The organism is Rhodopseudomonas sp. BR0M22 (assembly GCF_010907035.1).
In the GTDB taxonomy this organism is placed as follows: Bacteria; Pseudomonadota; Alphaproteobacteria; order Rhizobiales; family Xanthobacteraceae; genus Rhodopseudomonas.
The window spans coordinates 24,623-45,378 of sequence record NZ_QUMK01000018.1; the positions used below are offsets into that span (position 1 = coordinate 24,623).

Consider the following 20,756-nt stretch of genomic DNA (forward strand, 5'->3'; position numbering starts at 1 on the left):
GCGGCGCCTGCGAACAGCAAGTCAGATCGCGCTCGCCGCGATGTTGACCATCAGTGCCACCAGCGCGGTGTTGAATACGAAAGACGCCACACCGTGCGCGGTCGCGGTGCGGCGGATGATCTTGTCGGTGATGCCGACATCCGACACCTGCGCGGTCATGCCGATCACGAACGAGAAATACACGAAGTCCCAATAATCGGGCTCGGCGTGCGCCTCGGCGCCCGGGAACGCCAAGCCGCCTTCGCGGTCGCCGCGATAATATTCGTGGGCGTAATGCAGCGCGAAGGTGGTGTGAACCGCCGCCCATGACAGCGCGATCGTGAAAGTGGCGAGCGCCAATTCGGCGGCGCCGCGATGCGCGTTGCCGAGTTCGGAGACGATCGCCGCGATGCTGGCGAAGGCGCCGAACGCCGTCACCATCAGGATCAGGAAGCGGCCGTCGTCCTGCAGCACCGCGTTGCGGCGGATGTAGGCGATGCTGCAGCGTGCCATCATCGCAAAGGCCAGCACCAGATAGACGACGATCGACACGTCCCAGCCGATCAGCGCCCGCGTCACCGGCCGCAGCCACCCCGGCAGCAACAGCGCCGCGGCGATGCCGACCGCGATCGAGGCGAACAGCCGCGGCCGCGAATACACCAGCCGGACGACGCGCGGCAGCTTCCGAAACCGAAGCAGACGCACATCGTCGTCCGGATGATGGGGCATCGGTCGATCAGTTCTTCCGCTCGGCGACGAAACGGGCGGCGGCGCGCAGCACGTCGCCGCGGTCGCCGAACGGCTCCAGTGCCTGGTCGGCGCGCGCGATCAGGTCGCGCAGCCGCTGCTTGGCGCCGTCGATGCCGAGCTGGGTGACGAAGGTGGTCTTGCCGAGCGCGGCGTCGGCGCCGGCCGGCTTGCCGAGCGCTTCGGCGTCGCCTTCGACGTCGAGCAGATCGTCGGCGATCTGGAACGCTTCGCCGAGCGCGCGGCCGTAATCGTCGAGCGCGCGATACTGGTCGGCGTTGGCCTGACCGAGGAGCGCGCCGGCGACGCAGCCGTAGCGAAGCAGCGCGCCGGTCTTCATCTGCTGCAGCCGCGCAACGTCGACCGGTTCGCGATCACCGAACCGGCCTTCACCGGCGAGATCCAGCATCTGGCCACCCACCATGCCGCCGAGCCCGGCGCAGCGCGCCAGCACCCGCGTCAACATCAAGCGCACGGTCGGGTCGTTGTGCACTTCGTCGCGGGTGACGATGTCGAATGCGAAGGTCAGCAGCGCGTCGCCGGCCAGAATGGCGGTGGCGTCGTCATAGGCCTTGTGCAGCGTCGGCCGGCCGCGGCGCAGATCGCTGTTGTCCATCGCCGGCAGATCGTCGTGGATCAGCGAGTAGCAGTGGATGCACTCGAGCGCGGCGCCGACCAAGAGTGCAGCCGCGCGATCGATGCCGAACACCGCAGCACTCTCGACCGCCAGGAACGGCCGCAGCCGCTTGCCGCCGCCGAGCGTGGAGTAGCGGATCGCCTCCATCAGCCGGCGCGGCCGGGCGATCTCGTCGGACATCAATTCGTCGGACAACAGCCGGCCGAGCAGCGCTTCGGTATCCTCGGCGGTGGTGTCGAGCCGCTTGGCAAAGTCGATCGTGGAAGTGCCGGTGGCCATTCGGAAGTGCTCCAGATAAAATTCGGCCGGACCATTCATCATGGCACCGGCTTCGTCAATTCGGCGGAGGGCAAGGGGGCCACGCCATCACCGGGAGCGATCGTGTCTGATCCCGCTGCGTTTGCGCCTCGCACCAAGCGTGTGGTTCGCATTGTCATCCTCGTAGGGCTCGCGCTGCTGGCCCTGCCTTATCTCCTCACCATCCTGTATGGCGGCGGCCAGCCGGTCTCGACGCTGATGCTGTGGCGCTGGGCCACCGGCGCGCCGGTCAGCCGGACCTGGATCGACATCGAGACCATCGCGCCGGCGCTGCCGCGCAGCGTGGTGGCGGCCGAGGACGCCAAGTTCTGCAGCCATCACGGCATTGACTGGGATTCGGTGCGCGACGTGATCGACGACATGCAGGACGGCGAGGCCAGCCGTGGCGGCTCGACCATCACCCAGCAGGTCGCGAAGAACCTGTTCCTGTGGCCGGGGCGCAGCGTCATCCGCAAGGCGCTGGAGGCACCGCTGGCGCTGTGGATCGACTTCGTGCTGCCCAAGCAGCGGATTCTCGAAATCTACCTCAACATCGCCGAATGGGGCCCGAGCGGCCAATTCGGTGCGATGGCCGGCGCCGATTACGCCTTCGGCCGCTCCGCCGCGCAATTATCCGCCAAGGAGGCGGCGCTGTTGGCGGCGATCCTGCCGAACCCCCACATCCGGAGCGCCAAGACGCCCGGCCCCGGTGTCCGGCGGCTTGCAGCTACCTATGTGGCGCGGGCCCGATCGGCCGAGCTGCGGCAGTGCTGGCGGGAAAATCGCGAATCTCGCCACTCACTTGGCGGCATTTTGACCGCCGACCGCCCTAGCAATCCCATCCAGCTTCCGTTATAAGCCCGGCCTTACGCATTTCGCCTGCGCGCAAGCGGGCCGTCCGAGTGTGGACGCCGACACCGATTTCGCCAGGGAACCTCCGTTAAGGATTACCGATATGGCCGTTCCGAGAAGAAAAACTTCGCCCTCGCGGCGTGGCATGCGCCGGTCCGCGGACGCGATCAAGCGCCCGACCTATGTCGAGGACAAGGATTCCGGCGAACTGCGCCGCCCCCACCATCTCGATCTCAAGACCGGGATGTACAAGGGCCGCCAGGTTCTGAAGAAGAAGGATTCCTGAGCTTTCTGCTCGGATCCGGTCGGCGCGGCATGCGTGTCGCTCCGACCCTCAGGGTGCACGCGAGCGCGAGCCGCATCTGTGCGGCAGCATCGTGAATGGCCCCGACCGATGTCTGAATTCGTGCCAAGTGTTGCGTTAACGCGTTGACGTTCGCGTCCGGACGAAGGCCCGCTCGCGTCTGGTTGTCGTGAACCACAGGCTTCGCCGATGTCGATTATCGGTTTTCCGCTGCTGCTGATTCCAGTCGCGATCTGCAACATCATCGTGTTTCTGATGCCGGGGCTGAGTTTCGACGCCCCGCTTTGGAGTCTTGCGCTTCCGTCGGGAGCGGCCTGGGCGATCCGGCTCGGCGACGTCCTGGTGGCCCTCGGCGTGTTGTTGCTGCTGCCCGAGGTGATGAAGGCGGCACGACCCGGCGCCAAATACCTCACCGATCATTTGCTGTCTTTGCTGGTGCTCGGCGGCACGGCGGCCGAATTTGTGATGTTGCCGCAGTTTGCCAATCCGACCGTGTTTCTGCTGGTGATGCTCGCGCTGGTCGATTTCCTCAGCGGCATTGCGTTGCGCAGCCGGCATCGGAAGGCCGCGCGTGCAGCTCGTCAGGTCGCCGCAAGACCGGACCAACCATCCTCGGCCAACGCTGTTCAACCGTCCGAGAAGGTCGAACACGCCGCGCCCGCGCTGCCGTCGGCCGCGATGGCGCCGCAACCGGTCGAGCCGGCCTCTGTGTCCGCCGCCGCTGCGGCGTCGATTGCGGAAGCAGTTTTACTCGACCGACCGGAGCCGGTGAAATCCGCCGAGACGCCAGAGGACACCGATAAGTCGCCTGCCCGCTGAGCTGCTTCGGCTAGGTGATCACGATGTCCGTTGAGTTCGGAAGCCGGACGGCGGGGGGCTGAAGGCGTGGCCCGGCGCCGCGCGGTAAGCGGCATTGGCCTGGCCCGGCTCGGCCCGATGGCTGTCGCGGGTCTGCGGATAGCCGCCGTCAATTGCCATCAAATGTGCCACGAAGTTCGAAGACGGCCGCACCTGCCGATCGGTGTAGCGGGTTCGCATCGGCGGCGGCGTCACCGGGATCGGCAACGGCTCGATCAGTTCGCCCTCTTCGCAATCCGGTTCCGCCGAGGCGCCGTGGACGTCGCTGCCGTCGTCGATCCAGATATTCGCCATTCTCGCACCCGCGTTCACTTGTCTCGTTTCGGAACGGGTGACCCCGTCCTGATGCCGTCTTCGCAAGTCGTGTGCCGGAGGCTCGTACCTCGTAATATACCTAGGTCCGGGCATTCGTTCCTGTCCTGGAATCGGACTTGGTTTCCGAATTCTTAATTGAATCGACCTAGCGTGCGGAGGGTCTGCCGACCTATCCTGCACAGGAGAATCACCTGACAGCGTCCCGAAACGAGGCAGTCGTGTCGTCCGCCGTTCCTGCGCCCCGCCCATCGACCGCGCAGATCGCGAGCGATCTTTTTCCGTCGTCGATCCTGTCGCTGCTCGGGCAAGCGGCCTTCGTGTGGGATCTGGCCACCGACGCGTTGGCCTGGACCGGGGCGGTCGAGGATCTGTTTCAAGACATTCCGGCGTCGACGCTGGCCACCGGAGCCAGCTTTTCGACGCTGCTCGAGCCATCGCGGAGCGTTCGTTCCGACGCGCTGCTGAACGCCGCTGCGGCCGTAGGACCCGGCTGCGTGCCGTACCGGATCGAGTATGGCATCCGTGTTTCCACCGCCGCGCCGGTTTGCTGGATCGAAGAAACCGGGGTTTGGTTCGCCGGTCCCGATGGCCGTCCGTCGCGTGTTCAGGGCATCGTTCGCATCAACAACGAGCGGCATGCCTGGGACGAGCAGCTCCTGAAATTGTCGCAGCACGATCCCCTGACAGGCGAGCTCAACCGCGCTCATCTGATCGCGGCGCTCGCCGAGGCGATTGAAGAGTCCGCGCGGTTTCGCACCAGCCTGTCGTTCATGCTGGTCGGCATCGACCATTTGGCGCGGGTCAACGATTCGTTCGGATTCGACGTCGCCGACGAAGTCATCTCGACGATCGCCGGGCGGATCCGCAGCCGGCTGCGTGCCGGCGATCAGCTCGGTCGGTTCTCTGGCAACAAATTCGGATTGGTTCTGAAGAACTGCTCCATCGACGATGCGCAAATCGCGGTGGGGCGATTTCTCGCGGCGGTCGGTGGCGAGATCGTGCCGACGCGGTCCGGCCCTGTGTCGGCCACCGTGTCGATCGGCGCGGTGAGCGCGCCGCGTCACGCGCGCAATGCCGAGGAAGCGATCAACCGCGCCCAGGAGGCGCTGGCCGCCGCCAAGCATCGCCGCAGCGGCTCGTTTTCGATGTGGCGACCGAACGTCGAGCGCGACACGCAGCGCCGGGTCAACATCCGCGTCACCGACGAGATCGTTGCCGCGTTGAATGAGCGGCGCATTGTGCTGGCCTACGAGCCCGTCGTCTCGGCGTCGTCCCGAGAGCCTGCCTTCTACGAGTGCTTGGTGCGGATGAGGACCGACGACGGTCAGGTTCTGCTCGCGCCCGATATCGTCCCGGTGGCCGAGCGATTAGGGTTGATCCGGCTGGTCGATCATCGTGTGCTGGAGCTGGTGGTGGCCGAGCTGTCCGCCGCTCCGGACGTCTCGCTCAGCCTCAACATCTCGCCCGATACCACGATAGATCCCGACTGGTGGGCGGGGATCGAATCGCTGATGCTTGCGCATCCCAGCCTCGCGCAGCGCTTGATCGTCGAGATCACCGAGACCGTGGCGATTCCCGACCTCGACGAAGTCCGCGGGTTCGTCAACCGGCTCAAGAGTCTCGGCGCCAAGATCGCGATCGACGATTTCGGCGCGGGCTACACCTCGTTCCGCAATCTGCGCGCGCTCGGGGTCGATATCGTCAAGATCGACGGTGCCTTCGTGCAGAACATCGCGCGCTCGGCCGATGACCGTGCCTTCGTACAGACGCTGATCGATCTGGCACGACGGCTCGGTATCAAGACCGTGGCCGAATGGGTGCAAGACGAAGAATCCGCGCAGCTGTTGCGCGACTGGGGATGCGACTACATCCAGGGACGGTTGATCGGACTGGCGTCGCAGCGTCGGCCGTGGCCGATCGCCGCCGCAGCGGCTGCGAGCCTCGCCGGTCAAGCGGTCTATTAGCAAAACTAAGCGGGACGGCCGAGCCTCGCGAACGCTGGCTGGCCCGGCTTCCACTCGATTGACAGGTCATCGAAGCTTTCCGGTTCTGATAGAATCAGAACCGGAAAGTTGTCTGAGCAGCAAGCCTTGCCGCTATTCGTCTTTCTTCGGCTGTTCGATCGACATCCGCTCGAGCCGGTCCTGCATCTCTTTCATCTGCCGGCGCAGATCTTCGATGCTGTCGGAGCCGCCACTGCTGGTTTCGGCGGGCGCTTCATCGCCTGATTCGTGGCTCGGCTTGCGCGGCACGAACATCGAGAAGGTCTGCTGGAAAAGCTCCATGTTGCGGCGGACGGTTTCTTCCAGCGGCGCGAACGGCGTCATGCTGAAGGTCGATGCCATCTGCTTGCGGAATTTTTCCTGCTCGCGCGTCAGCGAGTCGATCGACTGCTCCAGATACTTCGGCACCACCATTTGCATGCTGTCGCCGTAGAACCGGATGAGTTGCCGGAGGAAGGTGGTCGGCAGAAGGTTCTGCCCGGCCTTGTTCTCTTGCTCGAAGATGATCTGCGCGAGCACGCTGCGGGTGATGTCGTCGCCCGTCTTGGCGTCGTAAACGAGGAAGTCCTCGCCGTCCTTCACCATCGCGGCGAGATCTTCGAGCGTCACGTAAGTACTGGTGCCGGTGTTGTAGAGTCGCCGGTTCGCGTATTTTTTGATCGTGGTCGGTTGGTCTGATTTCGCCATGTCACCCACACACACGGAGGATAAGGAACCCGCCGCCTCCCGACAGCAGGCTGAGACGCAATGCAATAAAGTAAGCACTTTCAATGCCCTTCGGCTACCGTTTTGTGCAGTGCCGGCAGGCTGGCGGTGTCAGGGTGAATTCAGCGGCATCGAAGCACCAAGATGCGTGTGCCGGATTGACACGCCGCCGCCGGCTTCACAGGATGCGTGCCGACACCGGCACGCCAACCCAGGTCCCGCCGTCCAAGAGCCCGTCAAAAACCCAAGCCCAGGAGATGTCCATGTCGGACGATGTCGTCATCGTCAGCGCTGCTCGCACCGCTGTCGGAAGTTTCAACGGCGCCTTTGCCACAACGCCAGCGCACGAGCTCGGCGCGGTCGCGATCAAAGCCGCGCTGGAGCGCGGCGGCATCGATCCGGCGCAGGTTTCTGAAGTGATCATGGGTCAGATTCTGACCGCGGGTCAGGGACAGAACCCGGCGCGGCAGGCGTCGATCGCTGCCGGTATTCCGGTCGAAAGCCCGGCGTGGGGCATTAACCAGCTTTGCGGGTCGGGTCTTCGCTCGGTCGCGCTCGGCTACCAGGCGCTGATGAATGGTGACTCCGACATCGTCGTTGCGGGCGGTCAGGAATCGATGAGCATGGCGCCTCATGCGCAATATTTGCGCGGCGGCGTGAAAATGGGCGCGGTCGAACTGGTCGACACCATGCTCAAGGACGGCCTGTGGGATGCCTTCAACGGTTACCACATGGGCAACACCGCCGAGAACGTCGCGCGGCAGTGGCAGATCACGCGCGCTCAGCAGGACGAATTCGCTGTCGCTTCGCAGCAGAAGGCCGAAGCTGCGCAGAAGGCCGGCAAGTTCAAGGACGAGATCGCGCCGGTGACGATCAAGACCCGCAAGGGCGACATCGTGGTCGACACCGACGAGTATCCGCGCCACGGCGCCACGATCGAAGCGATGGCCAAGCTGAAGCCGGCGTTCGAGAAGGACGGCACGGTTACGGCGGGCTCCGCCTCGGGCATCAATGACGGCGCCGCCGCGGTGGTGCTGATGACCGCCAAGCAGGCGGAGAAGCTCGGCAAGAAGCCGCTGGCCCGCATCGTGTCGTGGGGCCAGGCCGGCGTCGATCCGAAGATCATGGGCTCTGGTCCGATCCCGGCGTCGCGTGCGGCGCTGAAGAAGGCCGGCTGGTCGGTCGGCGATCTCGATCTGATCGAGGCCAACGAAGCGTTCGCGGCGCAGGCGTGCGCGGTGAACAAGGACCTCGGCTGGGACACCTCGAAGGTCAACGTCAATGGCGGCGCGATCGCGATCGGTCACCCGATCGGCGCGTCCGGTGCGCGCGTGCTGGTGACCCTGCTGCACGAGATGCAAAAGCGCGACGCCAAGAAGGGACTCGCGACGCTGTGCATCGGCGGTGGTATGGGCATCGCGATGTGTCTCGCTCGCGACTGATCGACGCGTGCCGCAAATTTGCGGTAAACGAACTTATCAGTTGCAGTGCAAGAACGATTGTTCAAACGCCCGGCAGATTGCCGGGCGTTTTTGCTTGATGTTCGTCGGCGAGCATCCTTTTATTTGAAAAGACACAATCGCGTTCTAGACGACAAAGGAATTGCGGGAGGAATTTGGAAATGGCGCGAGTGGCGTTAGTGACGGGGGGAACGCGCGGTATCGGTGCAGCAATCAGCAAGGCGTTGAAAGCGGCGGGCTACAAGGTCGCAGCGTCTTATGCGGGCAACGATTCGGCAGCGGAGAAGTTCAAGAGCGAGACGGGTATTCCGGTATACAAATGGGACGTGAGTTCGTTCGATGCCTGTGCCGAAGGCGTCAAGAAAGTCGAGGCCGAACTCGGACCGGTCGACGTTCTGATCAACAATGCCGGTATCACGCGCGACGGCGCCTTCCACAAGATGACGCTCGAGCAGTGGAATGCGGTGATCAACACCAATCTCGGTTCGCTGTTCAACATGACGCGGCAGGTGATCGAGGGCATGCGTGCGCGCAAGTTCGGCCGCGTCATCAACATCTCGTCGATCAACGGGCAGAAGGGGCAGTTCGGCCAGGTGAACTATTCGGCCGCCAAGGCGGGCGATATCGGCTTCACCAAGGCGCTGGCGCTGGAGAATGCGCGCGGCGGCATTACGGTCAACGTCATCTGTCCCGGTTACATCAATACCGAGATGGTGCAGGCGGTGCCGAAGGACGTGCTCGACAAGGCGATCCTGCCGCTGATCCCGTGCAACCGGCTCGGCGAAGCCGAGGAGATCGCGCGTGCGGTGGTGTTCCTCGCGGGCGACGATGCCGGCTACATCACGGGCTCGACGCTGACCATCAACGGCGGCCAATACATGGTGTGAGGCTCGGCGATCGGGCTGCAACCATCGCACGGCGCGCATCTCGCGCCGTTGCGATGGGCCTTGAACGGGGGCAGCCATGACGCCGCGCATTGCGACGTTGATCGGGCTGTCGGCGATTCTGATGTGGTCGCTGCTGGCGGTGATGACGGTTGCGACCGGCACCATTCCGCCGTTCCAGCTCGCTGCGATGACATTTGCGATCGGTGCGGTGGCCGCTGCGGTCGGATGGATAGTGCGGCCGCAGGCGGTTCGCGCGCTGCGCCAGCCGCCGCTGGTCTGGGCGATCGGCGTCGGGGGGCTGTTCGGCTATCACGCGCTGTACTTCCTGGCGTTGCGGCTGGCTCCGCCGGCCGAAGCCGGGCTGTTGAATTATCTGTGGCCGCTGCTGATCGTGCTGTTCTCGTCGCTGCTGCCGGGCGAGCGATTGAAGTCGCATCATCTGGTCGGTGCGCTGCTCGGGCTGGCCGGTACGGTGCTGCTGTTCACGGGTAACGGCGCGGCGATCGAACGCGCCTATTTGCCTGGGCTTGCGGCAGCTTTCGTCGCGGCCTTCGTGTGGGCGAGCTATTCGGTGCTGTCGCGCCGGCTGAGCGCGGTGCCGACCGACGCGGTTGCCGGCTTCTGCTTTGTCACCGCTGTCCTGGCGGCTCTGGTGCATGCTGTGATCGAAACCACGATCTGGCCCGACACCCTATTGCAATGGTTGGCGATCATCGGGCTCGGCATCGGCCCGGTGGGGGCGGCGTTCTATGCGTGGGACATCGGGATGAAGCGCGGCGATATCCGCGTGCTCGGTGCGGCGTCCTACGCCACGCCGCTACTGTCGACCGCGTTCCTGATCATGGCAGGTTACGCCCGGCCGACCACAGCGCTTGCTCTGGCGGCGCTGCTGATCGCCGGCGGCGGGCTGCTGGCGGCCAAAGACATGCTGAAGCGAGGCTGACCCCAGCGCTTTGGTCCGTGGCCGGAGGGGGGCCTATTGCTCAAGCGCCATCTATTGCTCGAGCACCATCCGGCCGTCCGCATAGGCGAAGCGCTTCAGCTTCGACAGGTACGACAGGCCGAGCAGGTTTTCGGACAGCGCCTCGTCGGGAAGCACCAGGGCATCGACATCACGAACGATCAGCCCGCCGACGTCCAGCATGGCGATGCGGGCGCGCGCGGCCTTGACCTGACCGTTCGCCGTCGAAACCTTGGTGGTGTAGTCGCCGCGCGACGGCCGCAGGCCGAACTGCGCCGCCGAGCTTTCGTTGAGTGCGACCACCGAAGCGCCGGTGTCCACCATGAACGTGAGCCGCTGGCCGTCGATCCGACCGTCGGTGCGGAAGTGGCCGCGCGGATCGCGAGCGATGCTGACGCTACGGCCATAGCTTTCGGAAGCAGCTGCCGCCATCGCGATGGTGCTGGGGGGCGCCGCATGTGCCTGGGCCGGCGCCGGCGCAATCCGGTCAGCGATTTGAGCCATCGCGGTGCCAAGCACCACGAGAGCCGCCGCGAAAATCAGGATGCTACGCATGACGCCTACTCACACAACCAGTCGCCGCGCGGATTGGAACATGCGCGGATGTCGGACGCGACCACGCCGCCCGATGCATCCGGTTGTTTTTGGCGAAAACGGTGAGCGAAGGATTAATGCCGGCGCCGGCTCAGGTGCCTTTTGGCTTGGCGCGGCGGGTCGGCGGTGCCGAGGCGGGGTCCTCCGGCCAGGGGTGGCGCGGATAACGGCCGCGCAGATCGGCCCGCACGCCGGCGTAGGAGCCGCGCCAGAAGCCGGGCAGGTCGCGCGTGACCTGGACCGGGCGGTGCGCCGGCGACAGCAGTTCCAGCACCAGCGGCACCGCGCCGCCTGCGACCGATGGATGGGCGGTGAGGCCGAACAATTCCTGCAGCCGCACCGCGATGGTCGGGCCCTGTTCGGCCTCGTAATCGATCGGCAGCTTCGAGCCGGTGGGCGCCTCGAAATGCGTCGGCGCCTCGCGGTCGAGCCGCGTGCGCAGGTCCCACGGCAGCAGATTCATCAGGGCGTCGGACAGATCGCCGGCCGAGATGTCTTTCAGCCCGGTCTTGTCGAACAGCATCGGCACCAGCCAGGTTTCGCGCGCCTCGGCCAGAGCGGCATCGGATAGATCCGGCCAGGGGTCGCCTTCGGCCTTGCGCAGGAACATCACCCGGCCGCGCCATTGCTGAAGCTGCTTCGACCATGGCAGCCGGTCGAGGCCGGCGGCGACCAGGCCATCGGCGAACACGCGCGCGGTCCGTTCGGACGGCGTCAGCGCCAGCGGCGCCTCCGACAGCGTGATCGCATGCAGCGCGCGGCGGCGCCGGGCGCGGAGCGCCATCGCGGAGCGGTCGAAGCTGACCTCGTCGGCGTCGGTGATCTGATCGCCGAACTGCAGCTCGATCTCCGTCAGCGTGATTGGCGCGGCCAGCAGGATGCGGCCCTGCGCGGCGCTGCCGGTCAGTTCGCCGACCGCCAGATACGGTGCGCGTGCCAGCACAGAAGTCTGCTCGATCGTTGCGCCGCGCCCATTGGCCAGCGTGAAGCTGCCATTGCCGCGATTCTTGGCGACGCGATCCGGAAACGCGAAGGCGAGCAGGACGCCGGAGCTGAGCTCCCCGTCCGCTTGCGGGGACGGGGAGGGTGACGAAGCCCAGCGCTGCGCCATCTGGCGGGCGCTCGTTGCACGCTGCGAGCGGTCGCGGCGGAATTGATCGCGGCGGTGGTCGAGGTCGGCGCTGTCGCCGCCGAGGCCTCGCTCCGTGAGGATCGCGGCGATCTCGGCGGCCTCGTCGGCGCAGCCGAACCGCGCCGCATCGACGATCATCCGCGCCAGCCGTGGCGGCAGCGCCATCGCCCGCAGGGCGCCGCCTTCCTCGGTGATGCGGCCGTCGGAATCCAGCGCGCCGAGCTCGCGCAGCAACTCGCGGGCTTCCTTCAGCGCCGGCTGCGGCGGCGGATCGAGAAACGCCAGCGACGACGGATCGGCAACGCCCCACTGCGCCAAGTCGAGCAGCAGCGACGACAGATCGGCGGACAGGATTTCAGGCTGCGTATAGGCCGGCAGCGACGCGGTCTGCGGCTCGTCCCACAGCCGGTAGCAGACGCCGGGCTCGATCCGCCCGGCCCGGCCGCGGCGCTGATCGACCGCGGCGCGCGAGGCGCGGACGGTCTCCAATCGTGTCAGCCCGAGATCGGGCTCGTAGCGTGGCACCCGCGACAACCCGCAATCGACCACGATCCGCACGCCTTCGATGGTCAGCGACGTCTCGGCGATCGAGGTCGCCAGCACCACTTTGCGCTGGCCCTTCGGTGCCGGCTGGATGGCGCGGTCCTGCACCGCGGCGTCGAGCGCGCCGAACAGCGGTACGATCTCCACCGCCGGGTCCTGCACACGCTCGCGCAGCATTGTCTCGGTGCGGCGGATTTCGGCGGCGCCGGGCAGAAACGCCAGCACCGAGCCGGGCTCCGCACGCAGCGCCTGCGCGATCGACTCGGCCATCTGCCGCTCCAGCGGCGCGTCGCTGCGGCGGCCGAGATAGCGGGTCTCGACCGGAAACGCCCGGCCGAGGCTCTCGACGACCGGCGCGTCGCCGAGCAGCTTGGCGACGCGGGCGCCATCGATCGTCGCCGACATCACCACGATGCGCAGGTCCTCGCGCAGCCCCTGCTGCGCATCACGCGCCAACGCCAGGCCGAGGTCGGCGTCGAGTGAGCGCTCGTGAAATTCGTCGAACAGCACCGCGCCGACGCCGGTGAGTTCCGGGTCGTCGAGGATCTGCCGGGTGAAGATGCCCTCGGTGACGACTTCGATTCGGGTGGCGCGTGACACCTTGGAGCCGAACCGGACGCGGTAGCCGACCGTCTCGCCCGCTTTCTCGCCGAGCGTCTTGGCCATCCGCTCGGCGCTGGCGCGGGCGGCGATCCGCCGCGGCTCCAGCACGATGATCTTTTGATTCTTCAGCCACGGTGCATCGAGCAGCGCCAGCGGCACTCGGGTTGTTTTGCCGGCGCCGGGCGGCGCGACCAGCACTGCCGTGCTGCTGGCTTTCAGCGCGCCGGTAAGGTCGTCCAGCGCGTCGTCGATTGGAAGTGGCGTATCGAAGGTGCGGGTCAAAGGCGGCTCGAACGGTGCGGGGCGCGGATGGTTAACAGAAACCCCATCCAGCGGCAAAACAGCCTACCGTGCTCACAATTCCGAAAATGCGGCATAATCGGTGGCAAGGGCAACACTAACGCAACCGATCGCACCGAAGATGCGTCTCGTCCGCATCACACGGGAACAACCATGACGGCGAACGGCACACACGCTCCGCGCATGCACCGCGGCCGGGTCGACTGGGTCGACTACGCCAAGGGCATCTGCATCATCATGGTGGTGATGATGCATTCGGTGCTCGGCGTCGAGGCCGCAGCCGGCCAGACCAGCTTCATGCATTACGTGGTCGAGTTCGCGCGCCCGTTCCGGATGCCGGACTTCTTCCTGATCTCCGGGCTGTTTCTCGCAGTGGTGATCGATCGCGGTTGGCGCACCTATCTCGACCGCAAGGTCGTCCACTTCGCCTACTTCTACGTGCTGTGGGTGACGATTCAGTTCGTCTTCAAGGCGCCGAGCTTCGCTGCCGAAATGGGCTGGGCGGGGGTCGCCAAGCTTTACGCGCTGTCGTTCATCGATCCGTTCGGCACGCTGTGGTTCATCTATCTGCTGCCGATCTTTTTCGTCGTCACCAAGCTTACGCGGCGGCTGCCGCCGCTGCTGATCTGGGGCGTTGCGGCGCTGCTGGAATCGCTGCACCTCACAACCGGCTGGATGGTGCCGGACGAGTTCTGTGCGCGGTTCTTTTATTTCTACACCGGCTATCTGTTCGCCAGCCAGGTGTTCGCACTGTCGGATTCGGCACGCGCGCGGCCGGTGCTGGCGCTGCTCGGCCTTGCGGTGTGGGCGGTGATCAACGCCGTTCTGGTGCATGTCGGCGCCGCCGACCTGCCGGTGATTTCGCTCCTGCTCGGCCTTGCGGGGGCTTGTGCCATCATCACGGTCGGCACGTTGCTGGCGGAGAAGCGCTGGCTCGACGGCCTGCGGTTCTGCGGCGAGCATTCGATCGTGATCTATCTGGCGTTCTTCCTGCCGATGGCGACAAGCCGGGCATTGCTGTTGAAATACGCCGCGTTCCTCGATCTTGGCGTGATCGCCATTCTGGTCAACATTGCCGGGGTGATCGGAGCGCTGATCATCTGGAAGCTGGCGATGAAGAGCGGCGCGACCTTCCTGTTCGAGCGCCCCGACGCATTCTGGATCGCACCGCGAAAGAAGGCGACACAGCTGCAGGCAGCGGAGTAATCATAATTTTCATCTCGTCATTGCGAGGAGCGAAGCGACGAAGCAATCCAGCTCGGTGCGGAGCTCTGGATTGCTTCGCTTCGCTCGCAATGACATAGAGAGGGACGTGGCCGGTCCCTTACCGCCAGGCGTCGGCCTGCACGACGGCATCGTCGCGCCAGGCTTCGCGCGCGGCCTTGTTGGCCATCCAGTTCGGCAGGAAGGTCAGCGCTTCGTCGATAATGTGCGGAGTGTGCAGGCCCGGCGAATATTCCAGCGCCCGCTTGAAGTACTCCTTCAGCGCCGGCCGGAAGGTCGGGTGCGCGCAGTTCTCGATGATCACCTTGGCGCGCTGCTTCGGCGACAGGCCGCGCAGGTCGGCGAGCCCCTGTTCGGTGACGATCACCTGAACGTCGTGCTCGGTGTGATCGACATGCGAGGTCATCGGCACGATGCAGGAGATCTTGCCGCCCTTGGCGGCCGACGGCGTCATGAAGAACGACAGGTAGCTGTTGCGGGCGAAATCGCCCGAGCCGCCGATGCCGTTCATGATGCTGGTGCCCATCACATGGGTCGAGTTGACGTTGCCGTAGATGTCGGCCTCGATCATGCCGTTCATCGCGATCACGCCGAGCCGGCGGATCACTTCGGGATGGTTGGAGATCTCCTGCTGCCGCAGCACGATGCGCTCGCGGTAAAAATCGAGGTTGCGCAGGAATTCGTCGTAGCCTTCGGGCGACAGTGACAGCGCCGTCGCCGAGGCATGGGTCAGCTTGCCCTTGCGCAACAGGTGCAGCATGCCGTCCTGCAGCACTTCGGTGTAGGCGGTGAGATTGTCGAACGGCCCGTCCTCCAGACCGTTCATCACCGCATTGGCGACATTGCCGACGCCGGATTGCAGCGGCAGCAGATTGTGCGGCAGCCGGCCCTTCTTCACCTCGTGACCGAGGAAATCCAGGATGTGGCCGGCGATCGCCTGCGAGGTTTCGTCGGGCGGCGAGAACGCCGAGTTGCGGTCGGGCAGGTTGGTCTCGACGATTGCAACGATCTTGGCCGGATCGCAGCGCAGATACTGCTCACCGATGCGGTCGCCGGAAGCGATGATGGGGATCGGCTTGCGGTTCGGCGGCAGCTGCGTGCCGTAATACACATCGTGCATGCCTTCGAGGCGGATGTCCTGCCAGGCGTTGACTTCCAAAATCACCTTGTCGGCAAGATCGAGCCAGGTCTTGTTGTTGCCGATCGACGACGACGGAATCAGATTGCCGTCCTCGCGAATGCCGGCGACCTCGACAATCGCGATGTCCAGCTTGCCGAGGAAGCCGAACCAGGCGTGTTGGGCGACATGCGACAGGTGGATGTCGATGTATTCCATCCGGCCGGCGTTGATCCGCTTCCGGCAGGTCGGGTCTGACTGATACGGCAGCCGCATCTCGATGCCGTCGACCTTGGCGAGCGCACCGTCCAGCTCGGGTGCCGTCGAGGCGCCGGTCCAGACGCTGACCTTGAACTTTTGTCCCCGCGCGTGATGCGCGTTGATGCGCTCGGCGAGCGCCAGCGGCAGCAGCTTGGGATAGCCGGCGCCGGTGAAGCCGCTCATGCCGACATGCGCACCGGATGGAATCAGCGCGGCAGCGTCGGCTGCAGTCATGACCTTGGAGCGAAGTTGGGGAGCAAGGATGCGGTCGGCGTTGACCATCAACGGCTCTTTCTTGCTAGGAGCGGCGGGAAAACGAAACAATTCGTCTACCGGTTGGGCCAAAAAGAGCCATGCAACCAATGGCGAAGGAGGCATGCGATCGGCGCCCCGCCGTCGCCGCAGAGTGCTTCTCCAATGGTCTCCGGTTCGCGGTCCTATCCGCAGGTTGTTGATTTTGCGTGTAAACTCGGCCGCCAGCGGGCGCCGTTCAAGGCCGCCGAGGGACCGTGCCCAAATCTGCTGCGGCATGCCTCTGCTGCAGAGCAGGGCCGCGCTCGTCTATCAGGAGGCCGATGTCAGCTCTGGGCGTTGCTCCGTGCTCCGACGGCCCCCCCGTGCTGCCGCCAAAAAGCGAAAACCTCCGGCAGGGCATTGCCGGAGGTTTCCTGGAGGTCTCATGAAGGAGAAATTGCTTTCGGTTCCTTCGACGGCCACCGGTCACCGGCGGCCTTGAACGGAAGTATATGGCCATTTTACATGACTACAACAGGTAATTTGATCAATTATCTTGTTTCCATCCGGCGATGATCCGAGGTCCGTCCGGCACGCGGCCACGCGACTATCAAAGTCTCAACCTGCGGAAAGACCCAAGCTTGCTGTCGCAGCGACGCATCCTCTGACGGATCGATTGCGTCCCGACGAAGTGCTTCCAGAATCCACCAATCGGACGTGCCGATATAATCGGTCGGTTCGAAGAAAAAACCCCGGCGGTTGCCCGCCGGGGTTCGTCAGATTCTTGCGTCGAGAAAGCGGAGATCAGAAGTTGCGCTGAACGCGGAGGTTGCCGCTCCAGACGCCCTGATCCTTGAACTCGTAGAACGCCGCCGGCTTGGTGGCTGCAGCAGTCAGCGGCAGCACGCCCGACGAGGCCTGATCGAGGTAGGTGTACATCACTTCGCCCGACAGGGTCAGACCCTTGACCGGAGTCCAGCGGGTGACGGTGCCGATCTGAGAGATCGCGAAGTCGGGGTTGCAGGTGAAGCCGGCCACGTTGGCGCCCAGACCGCTGCAGATCAGACCGGTCGCGGTGCCGTTGTAGTCGATCTTGGTGTACGACCCGAACAGCGAGGACGACCAGTAGGGGTTCCAGTTGTGGTTGAACGCACCACGGATGCCCCAGGCAGAGGTCTTCTCGATGCCGGTGCCGTTCAGGTTGCTGGTGCCGGCGAACACGCCGTCAGCCGCAACGCCGAAGGCGACGCTCTGGTAGGTGCCCGGCACCGAGTTGTTGCCGTAAATCGCGAACGAGTTCGGGCTCACGCCGCCCAGCACGTAACGGGTCGCGCCGTTGGAGTAGGTCGCGGTCAAGTTGATGCTGTCGCCGGGGCCGGTCGGCAGGTTCTTGAGCGAGATGGCGCCCTGCACCGCGTAGCCCCAAGTGTCGCTCGGGTGGCCCGAGGTCTCGAGAGCGGTGTTGTAGTAGCTGGCGCGAACCTGATGCGCGGCGGCCGACACCTGGAACAGACCCCAGGCCTGATCGACGCGGACCTTGCCGACGATGTCGGGGACCGACGTGCCGGCGTAGGAATTGGTGCCGTAGGCCAGGAAGTTCGCACCCGTCGAGGTGTTGTACAGCGCCGACTGCAGGTACGACGACTGATCTTCCAGCGAGATCGAAGCCGACACGCCGTTGCCGAATTCCGCGGTGTACGACACCTGGTTGACGCCGGTGACGTCGTCGTAGCCGCCGATCAGGAACGAGGTGTTGTTGCCCGGATAACCGGTCCAGGGCGTGTCGAACTGCGACACCGCCTTACCGAAGGTAAAGCCGGCGAACTGCACGAACGCGTAGTAGACGCCGAGCGAGCCGGCCGCGATGCCGTCACCCGTGGTCCAGTTGAACGTCGCATCGAAGAAGGTGCGAACCACGCCGTATTCGGTCGCGGTGCGGGTGTCGATGTTGATGTCCTGGCGAGAGCGGAACTGATAGTCGTTGGTGAGACGGTTCATCTGGCCGGCGTTGCCGTTCCAGGCCGGCATATTGTAGGCGGCGCCGCCCGCGATCGTCACGTCGGCGCGGAGATAGCCGCCGAGCTTGATGCAGGTGTCGGTGCCCGGGATGTAGTAGAAGCCGGCGCCGTAGATCGAGCAGACCTTCACGTATTCGACGGCTTTCGCCTTCAACGGAAGATCGGCGGCCTGGGCGCTGCCGACGGCGATCACCGCCGCGGCTGTTCCCAGCGCCAATTGCTTGATGATGTTCATTGCTACCCTCCAAGGTCAACAAAGTGGATGGAGCCGGTTCCTGCGGGAGAAACCCGAGGTGGCCCTGTGACGCGAAGTTCGCCGATGCCTCGGCGTGGCAAACCTCTCAACGGGACGACTTGTGTTGCCCCACCCCGTCTGCGCGGATCATGGTTGATTTCATCACGTTAGCAAATTCATTTATCTGCTCAGCAATCTGATTTGGCGGGTCACGTTGCATTTGTGCAACAAGGCTGCGGCGGTGCACAATTTCCGAGGGGGCTTTCGGTCGGGCTGATGCATCTCGATCGAGCCGGGTCCGAACCGACGGCGTCGGAGATGGCCGCCTAGTGATGCAACCCGATCACACAGGCGTTGCCGGCGGCTCGGTGCGCCTTGCGGCGATGCGGACCAACCCACAAGTCATGCATCAACAGTCTGTCTCGATGCAGATGTCCGTGCAGCATTGTGCACGCAAACGGACTATAGAATCCTGCCGGGCGAACGGCGAATGCTCGCGGGGGCTTAGTTTGTTCGGAATTGATATGATAAGTTGAAGAATTTGTGTACAGTAGAAACCTAATCGAGCGATGAGCTATGCACGAGCGGCCGTGCTCGTGCGGGATGACGTGCCGGACAATGCAGACGACGAAGAACAAACGCGAGGTCCGTGCGTCACGCGCCTCAACGATCGACCCGGACATCGCGAGGCGTTTTGCCTCGACGGTGTCCAGCGTCGCGATATTCCTGGATGAAATCCGCCAGTTCCGGGCTAAGTCGTTGGGTATCAGCGGACCCCAATTCGCGCTCTTGATGGCTGTGATGGACCTCGAGCAGGGCGAGGGCGTGTCGATCCGACATGTCGCCAAGGCGGTGCATGTCGATCCTTCGTTCATCACCACGCAGTCCAAGCTGCTGGAGAAGAAAGGTCTGATCCGGCGACAGGTCGACAGCCACGACGCCCGGGTGGTCAAACTGTCTCTCTCCGACAAGGCCTACAAGCAGATCGCCGGGCTGGCGACTGAAGAGCAGGAACTCAATCGTTTCATCTTCGAAGAGACCGGCGGCGAGGCTCTGGAGCAGCTCACCTTGCAGCTCGGCGAGCTGCAGAATCGCCTCGAAAAGGCGACCGTTAAACTCGCCAGCGGCCTATAGGCGGGTGTCGATCGGGCGGCTGCGGCCGGTCCCGGCGTCATCGGCCTTCAGGTGCCGAGAAAGCCAGTCGAAAACGAAATCGGCCACCAGAATCCAATCATAGCCGTCGATCGGCCAGGGCGTCCCGCTGTTCTCGCCGAACACTTTCAGCAGAATGTCGCGATTACCGGGATGACGCTCGGTCAAAAGATGCCGGGCGTGGGCGGGGGCGATGCCGTCGCCGTCCCTCAGTGGCACCAGGAGCGGACAGGTCAGTACCGAGGGACGGGCGCAGCTCTGCATCATGCCCAGCGCGGCGCCGCGTGCCTCGGTCTGCTGCGTCGCCCACAAGTCCCATAACCCGCCGTCACAGACCGCGGCGGCGACACGACCGTCGCGCGCGATGCCCCGCGTGACCAGCGAAGAGGGGCTGCCGTCTCCGATCACCGCGATTCGTGCCGCATCTATCCCGCGGGAGTCCGTCAGGTAATCAAGGATCGCGGTGATTCCGGTTTCCGGGGCGCAGCACCCCGCCGCCATCTCGTCAGGCAGGTCCACACACAATAACGCCATGCCGCGTTGTCGGGCGGAGCGCAGAACCAGCGACAGAATCTCTTCTTTGGTACGCCGGGTCTCGGCGATACACACCACCACCGGACCAGGGTCCGCGCCGTGCGGCACGATCGGCAGGTAGAAGCCTTCGAGCGAGCGACCCTCGAGCCACGGGATCGCGACCGTTTCGCCCTGGGGCGTCAGGTTTTCGAGATAGTGCCGCAGACAGGTCCGGGCCAAAGCCTGCAGCGTAGGTTCTGGGCCTTCGGGGGTTCTTTCGATCGCCGCGGCCATGAAGTAGTTCGCCGCGTGCAGCCAGGCCTTCTGGGTTGCGGCGTCCTTGCCGCTGCGACGGGTTTGTTCGGCGCGCCGCAAATGCGATCTGGCGAGCTCTTCCCAGGCCTGCCGCCAGCCCGGCCCGCTGCTGGAACGGATCAGTTCGGCGGCGGTGATGCATTCAGAGTAACTGACGCCATCGTTCTTGGCCACGCACAGCAATCTGCGGAATTCGCCACTGTACTGGTCATGATCGAGCAGTCCCCGAACGTCGCAATGATCCTGAATGCCGCTGTCGAGTCGCAAGACGGCGAACCTCCCTCCCGAGTTTCCCGATCGACTTCATTGAATTACTTAGTTGATTGGATAACTGAACTGGAACCGCATGTCACTCGCGAAGCCGCTCTTCAGCGCCACGATCGATGCTGCGCCGCAAGGGTCATTGCGCGGTGCAACAGAAGGTCGGCCGGAGGTACCTTGCGCGGACAGCAGGCGGTGCCATGCGCGGAGACGAGTCAGGAAAGAGGCACCAAGTCAGGGAGAGGCGCA

At 64.7% G+C, this 20,756-nt stretch carries 18 protein-coding genes; 9 read left to right on the forward strand and 9 right to left on the reverse strand.

Annotated features, from left to right (window positions below; all coding sequences use genetic code 11):
• Positions 1-21: 21 nt before the first annotated feature.
• Together DY468_RS07895 and DY468_RS07900 are read right to left on the reverse strand one after the other, a co-directional pair.
• Positions 22-708 (reverse strand): DUF1345 domain-containing protein, encoded by a 687-nt coding sequence (locus DY468_RS07895; RefSeq protein WP_164603992.1) that lies wholly within the window; start codon positions 706-708, stop codon positions 22-24.
• A 7-nt stretch (positions 709-715) separates the two neighbouring features.
• Complete coding sequence (locus tag DY468_RS07900; protein ID WP_164603994.1) at positions 716-1,642, reverse strand: polyprenyl synthetase family protein; 927 nt, start codon at positions 1,640-1,642, stop codon at positions 716-718.
• Between the two features lie 102 nt (positions 1,643-1,744).
• Here DY468_RS07900 and mtgA point away from each other — a divergent pair, with 102 nt between their 5' ends.
• The 3 genes from mtgA (at position 1,745) to DY468_RS07915 (ending at position 3,635) form a co-directional block, all read left to right on the forward strand.
• Entirely contained in the window at positions 1,745-2,518 is a 774-nt protein-coding gene (gene mtgA, locus DY468_RS07905) for a monofunctional biosynthetic peptidoglycan transglycosylase (RefSeq protein ID WP_349644257.1), read from the forward strand.
• A gap of 97 nt (positions 2,519-2,615) precedes the next feature.
• A complete protein-coding gene (gene rpmF, locus DY468_RS07910; protein WP_011156094.1) occupies positions 2,616-2,798 on the forward strand; it encodes a 50S ribosomal protein L32 in 183 nt (60 codons plus the stop codon).
• Between the two features lie 207 nt (positions 2,799-3,005).
• Positions 3,006-3,635, forward strand: coding sequence for a hypothetical protein (locus tag DY468_RS07915; RefSeq protein ID WP_164603995.1), 630 nt, complete (start codon positions 3,006-3,008; stop codon positions 3,633-3,635).
• A gap of 18 nt (positions 3,636-3,653) precedes the next feature.
• Here the strand turns inward: DY468_RS07915 and DY468_RS07920 are convergent, their stop codons facing one another.
• Complete coding sequence (locus DY468_RS07920; RefSeq protein ID WP_164603997.1) at positions 3,654-3,968, reverse strand: hypothetical protein; 315 nt, start codon at positions 3,966-3,968, stop codon at positions 3,654-3,656.
• Positions 3,969-4,207: 239 nt separating this feature from the next.
• Here DY468_RS07920 and DY468_RS07925 point away from each other — a divergent pair, with 239 nt between their 5' ends.
• Entirely contained in the window at positions 4,208-5,953 is a 1,746-nt protein-coding gene (locus DY468_RS07925) for a bifunctional diguanylate cyclase/phosphodiesterase (RefSeq protein ID WP_164603999.1), read from the forward strand.
• A 132-nt stretch (positions 5,954-6,085) separates the two neighbouring features.
• Here DY468_RS07925 and phaR read toward each other — a convergent pair whose 3' ends face one another.
• On the reverse strand, positions 6,086-6,679 hold the full coding sequence (phaR, locus tag DY468_RS07930) for a polyhydroxyalkanoate synthesis repressor PhaR (RefSeq protein WP_164604001.1): 594 nt from the start codon (positions 6,677-6,679) through the stop codon (positions 6,086-6,088).
• A 281-nt stretch (positions 6,680-6,960) separates the two neighbouring features.
• Here phaR and DY468_RS07935 point away from each other — a divergent pair, with 281 nt between their 5' ends.
• The 3 genes from DY468_RS07935 (at position 6,961) to yddG (ending at position 9,987) form a co-directional block, all read left to right on the forward strand.
• Positions 6,961-8,139 (forward strand): acetyl-CoA C-acetyltransferase, encoded by a 1,179-nt coding sequence (locus DY468_RS07935; RefSeq protein ID WP_164604004.1) that lies wholly within the window; start codon positions 6,961-6,963, stop codon positions 8,137-8,139.
• A 179-nt stretch (positions 8,140-8,318) separates the two neighbouring features.
• Entirely contained in the window at positions 8,319-9,044 is a 726-nt protein-coding gene (gene phbB / locus DY468_RS07940) for an acetoacetyl-CoA reductase (protein WP_164604005.1), read from the forward strand.
• A gap of 76 nt (positions 9,045-9,120) precedes the next feature.
• A complete protein-coding gene (yddG, locus tag DY468_RS07945) occupies positions 9,121-9,987 on the forward strand; it encodes an aromatic amino acid exporter YddG (RefSeq protein ID WP_164604007.1) in 867 nt (288 codons plus the stop codon).
• 51 nt (positions 9,988-10,038) lie between these two features.
• Here yddG and DY468_RS07950 read toward each other — a convergent pair whose 3' ends face one another.
• Both DY468_RS07950 and hrpB read right to left on the reverse strand, forming a co-directional pair.
• Positions 10,039-10,560 carry a TIGR02281 family clan AA aspartic protease gene (locus DY468_RS07950; RefSeq protein ID WP_164604009.1) on the reverse strand — a complete coding sequence of 174 codons (522 nt, stop codon included), beginning with the start codon at positions 10,558-10,560 and terminating at the stop codon, positions 10,039-10,041.
• 130 nt (positions 10,561-10,690) lie between these two features.
• Positions 10,691-13,159: an ATP-dependent helicase HrpB gene (gene hrpB / locus DY468_RS07955; protein ID WP_164604011.1), complete on the reverse strand. Its 2,469-nt coding sequence runs from the start codon at positions 13,157-13,159 to the stop codon at positions 10,691-10,693.
• A gap of 171 nt (positions 13,160-13,330) precedes the next feature.
• Here hrpB and DY468_RS07960 point away from each other — a divergent pair, with 171 nt between their 5' ends.
• Positions 13,331-14,383, forward strand: coding sequence for an acyltransferase family protein (locus DY468_RS07960; RefSeq protein ID WP_164604013.1), 1,053 nt, complete (start codon positions 13,331-13,333; stop codon positions 14,381-14,383).
• 118 nt (positions 14,384-14,501) lie between these two features.
• Here DY468_RS07960 and scpC read toward each other — a convergent pair whose 3' ends face one another.
• Together scpC and DY468_RS07970 are read right to left on the reverse strand one after the other, a co-directional pair.
• Positions 14,502-16,061: a succinyl-CoA:acetate CoA-transferase ScpC gene (gene scpC / locus DY468_RS07965; protein ID WP_164604015.1), complete on the reverse strand. Its 1,560-nt coding sequence runs from the start codon at positions 16,059-16,061 to the stop codon at positions 14,502-14,504.
• Between the two features lie 756 nt (positions 16,062-16,817).
• Positions 16,818-18,266 carry a porin gene (locus tag DY468_RS07970; RefSeq protein WP_164604017.1) on the reverse strand — a complete coding sequence of 483 codons (1,449 nt, stop codon included), beginning with the start codon at positions 18,264-18,266 and terminating at the stop codon, positions 16,818-16,820.
• Between the two features lie 618 nt (positions 18,267-18,884).
• Here DY468_RS07970 and DY468_RS07975 point away from each other — a divergent pair.
• Positions 18,885-19,400 (forward strand): MarR family winged helix-turn-helix transcriptional regulator, encoded by a 516-nt coding sequence (locus DY468_RS07975; protein ID WP_230759845.1) that lies wholly within the window; start codon positions 18,885-18,887, stop codon positions 19,398-19,400.
• Here the strand turns inward: DY468_RS07975 and DY468_RS07980 are convergent.
• Complete coding sequence (locus tag DY468_RS07980; protein ID WP_164604019.1) at positions 19,395-20,513, reverse strand: alpha/beta hydrolase family protein; 1,119 nt, start codon at positions 20,511-20,513, stop codon at positions 19,395-19,397. The genes DY468_RS07975 and DY468_RS07980 overlap by 6 nt on opposite strands.
• Between the last annotated feature and the right edge of the window lie 243 nt (positions 20,514-20,756).

Coding starts and splice junctions, on each gene's coding strand:
- DY468_RS07895 (WP_164603992.1), bottom strand. CDS start 708: ATGCCCCATCATCCGGACGACGATGTGCGTCTGCTTCGGTTTCGGAAG.
- DY468_RS07900 (WP_164603994.1), bottom strand. CDS start 1,642: ATGGCCACCGGCACTTCCACGATCGACTTTGCCAAGCGGCTCGACACC.
- rpmF (WP_011156094.1), top strand. CDS start 2,616: ATGGCCGTTCCGAGAAGAAAAACTTCGCCCTCGCGGCGTGGCATGCGC.
- DY468_RS07915 (WP_164603995.1), top strand. CDS start 3,006: ATGTCGATTATCGGTTTTCCGCTGCTGCTGATTCCAGTCGCGATCTGC.
- DY468_RS07920 (WP_164603997.1), bottom strand. CDS start 3,968: ATGGCGAATATCTGGATCGACGACGGCAGCGACGTCCACGGCGCCTCG.
- phaR (WP_164604001.1), bottom strand. CDS start 6,679: ATGGCGAAATCAGACCAACCGACCACGATCAAAAAATACGCGAACCGG.
- DY468_RS07935 (WP_164604004.1), top strand. CDS start 6,961: ATGTCGGACGATGTCGTCATCGTCAGCGCTGCTCGCACCGCTGTCGGA.
- phbB (WP_164604005.1), top strand. CDS start 8,319: ATGGCGCGAGTGGCGTTAGTGACGGGGGGAACGCGCGGTATCGGTGCA.
- yddG (WP_164604007.1), top strand. CDS start 9,121: ATGACGCCGCGCATTGCGACGTTGATCGGGCTGTCGGCGATTCTGATG.
- DY468_RS07950 (WP_164604009.1), bottom strand. CDS start 10,560: ATGCGTAGCATCCTGATTTTCGCGGCGGCTCTCGTGGTGCTTGGCACC.
- DY468_RS07960 (WP_164604013.1), top strand. CDS start 13,331: ATGACGGCGAACGGCACACACGCTCCGCGCATGCACCGCGGCCGGGTC.
- scpC (WP_164604015.1), bottom strand. CDS start 16,061: ATGGTCAACGCCGACCGCATCCTTGCTCCCCAACTTCGCTCCAAGGTC.
- DY468_RS07970 (WP_164604017.1), bottom strand. CDS start 18,266: ATGAACATCATCAAGCAATTGGCGCTGGGAACAGCCGCGGCGGTGATC.
- DY468_RS07975 (WP_230759845.1), top strand. CDS start 18,885: ATGCAGACGACGAAGAACAAACGCGAGGTCCGTGCGTCACGCGCCTCA.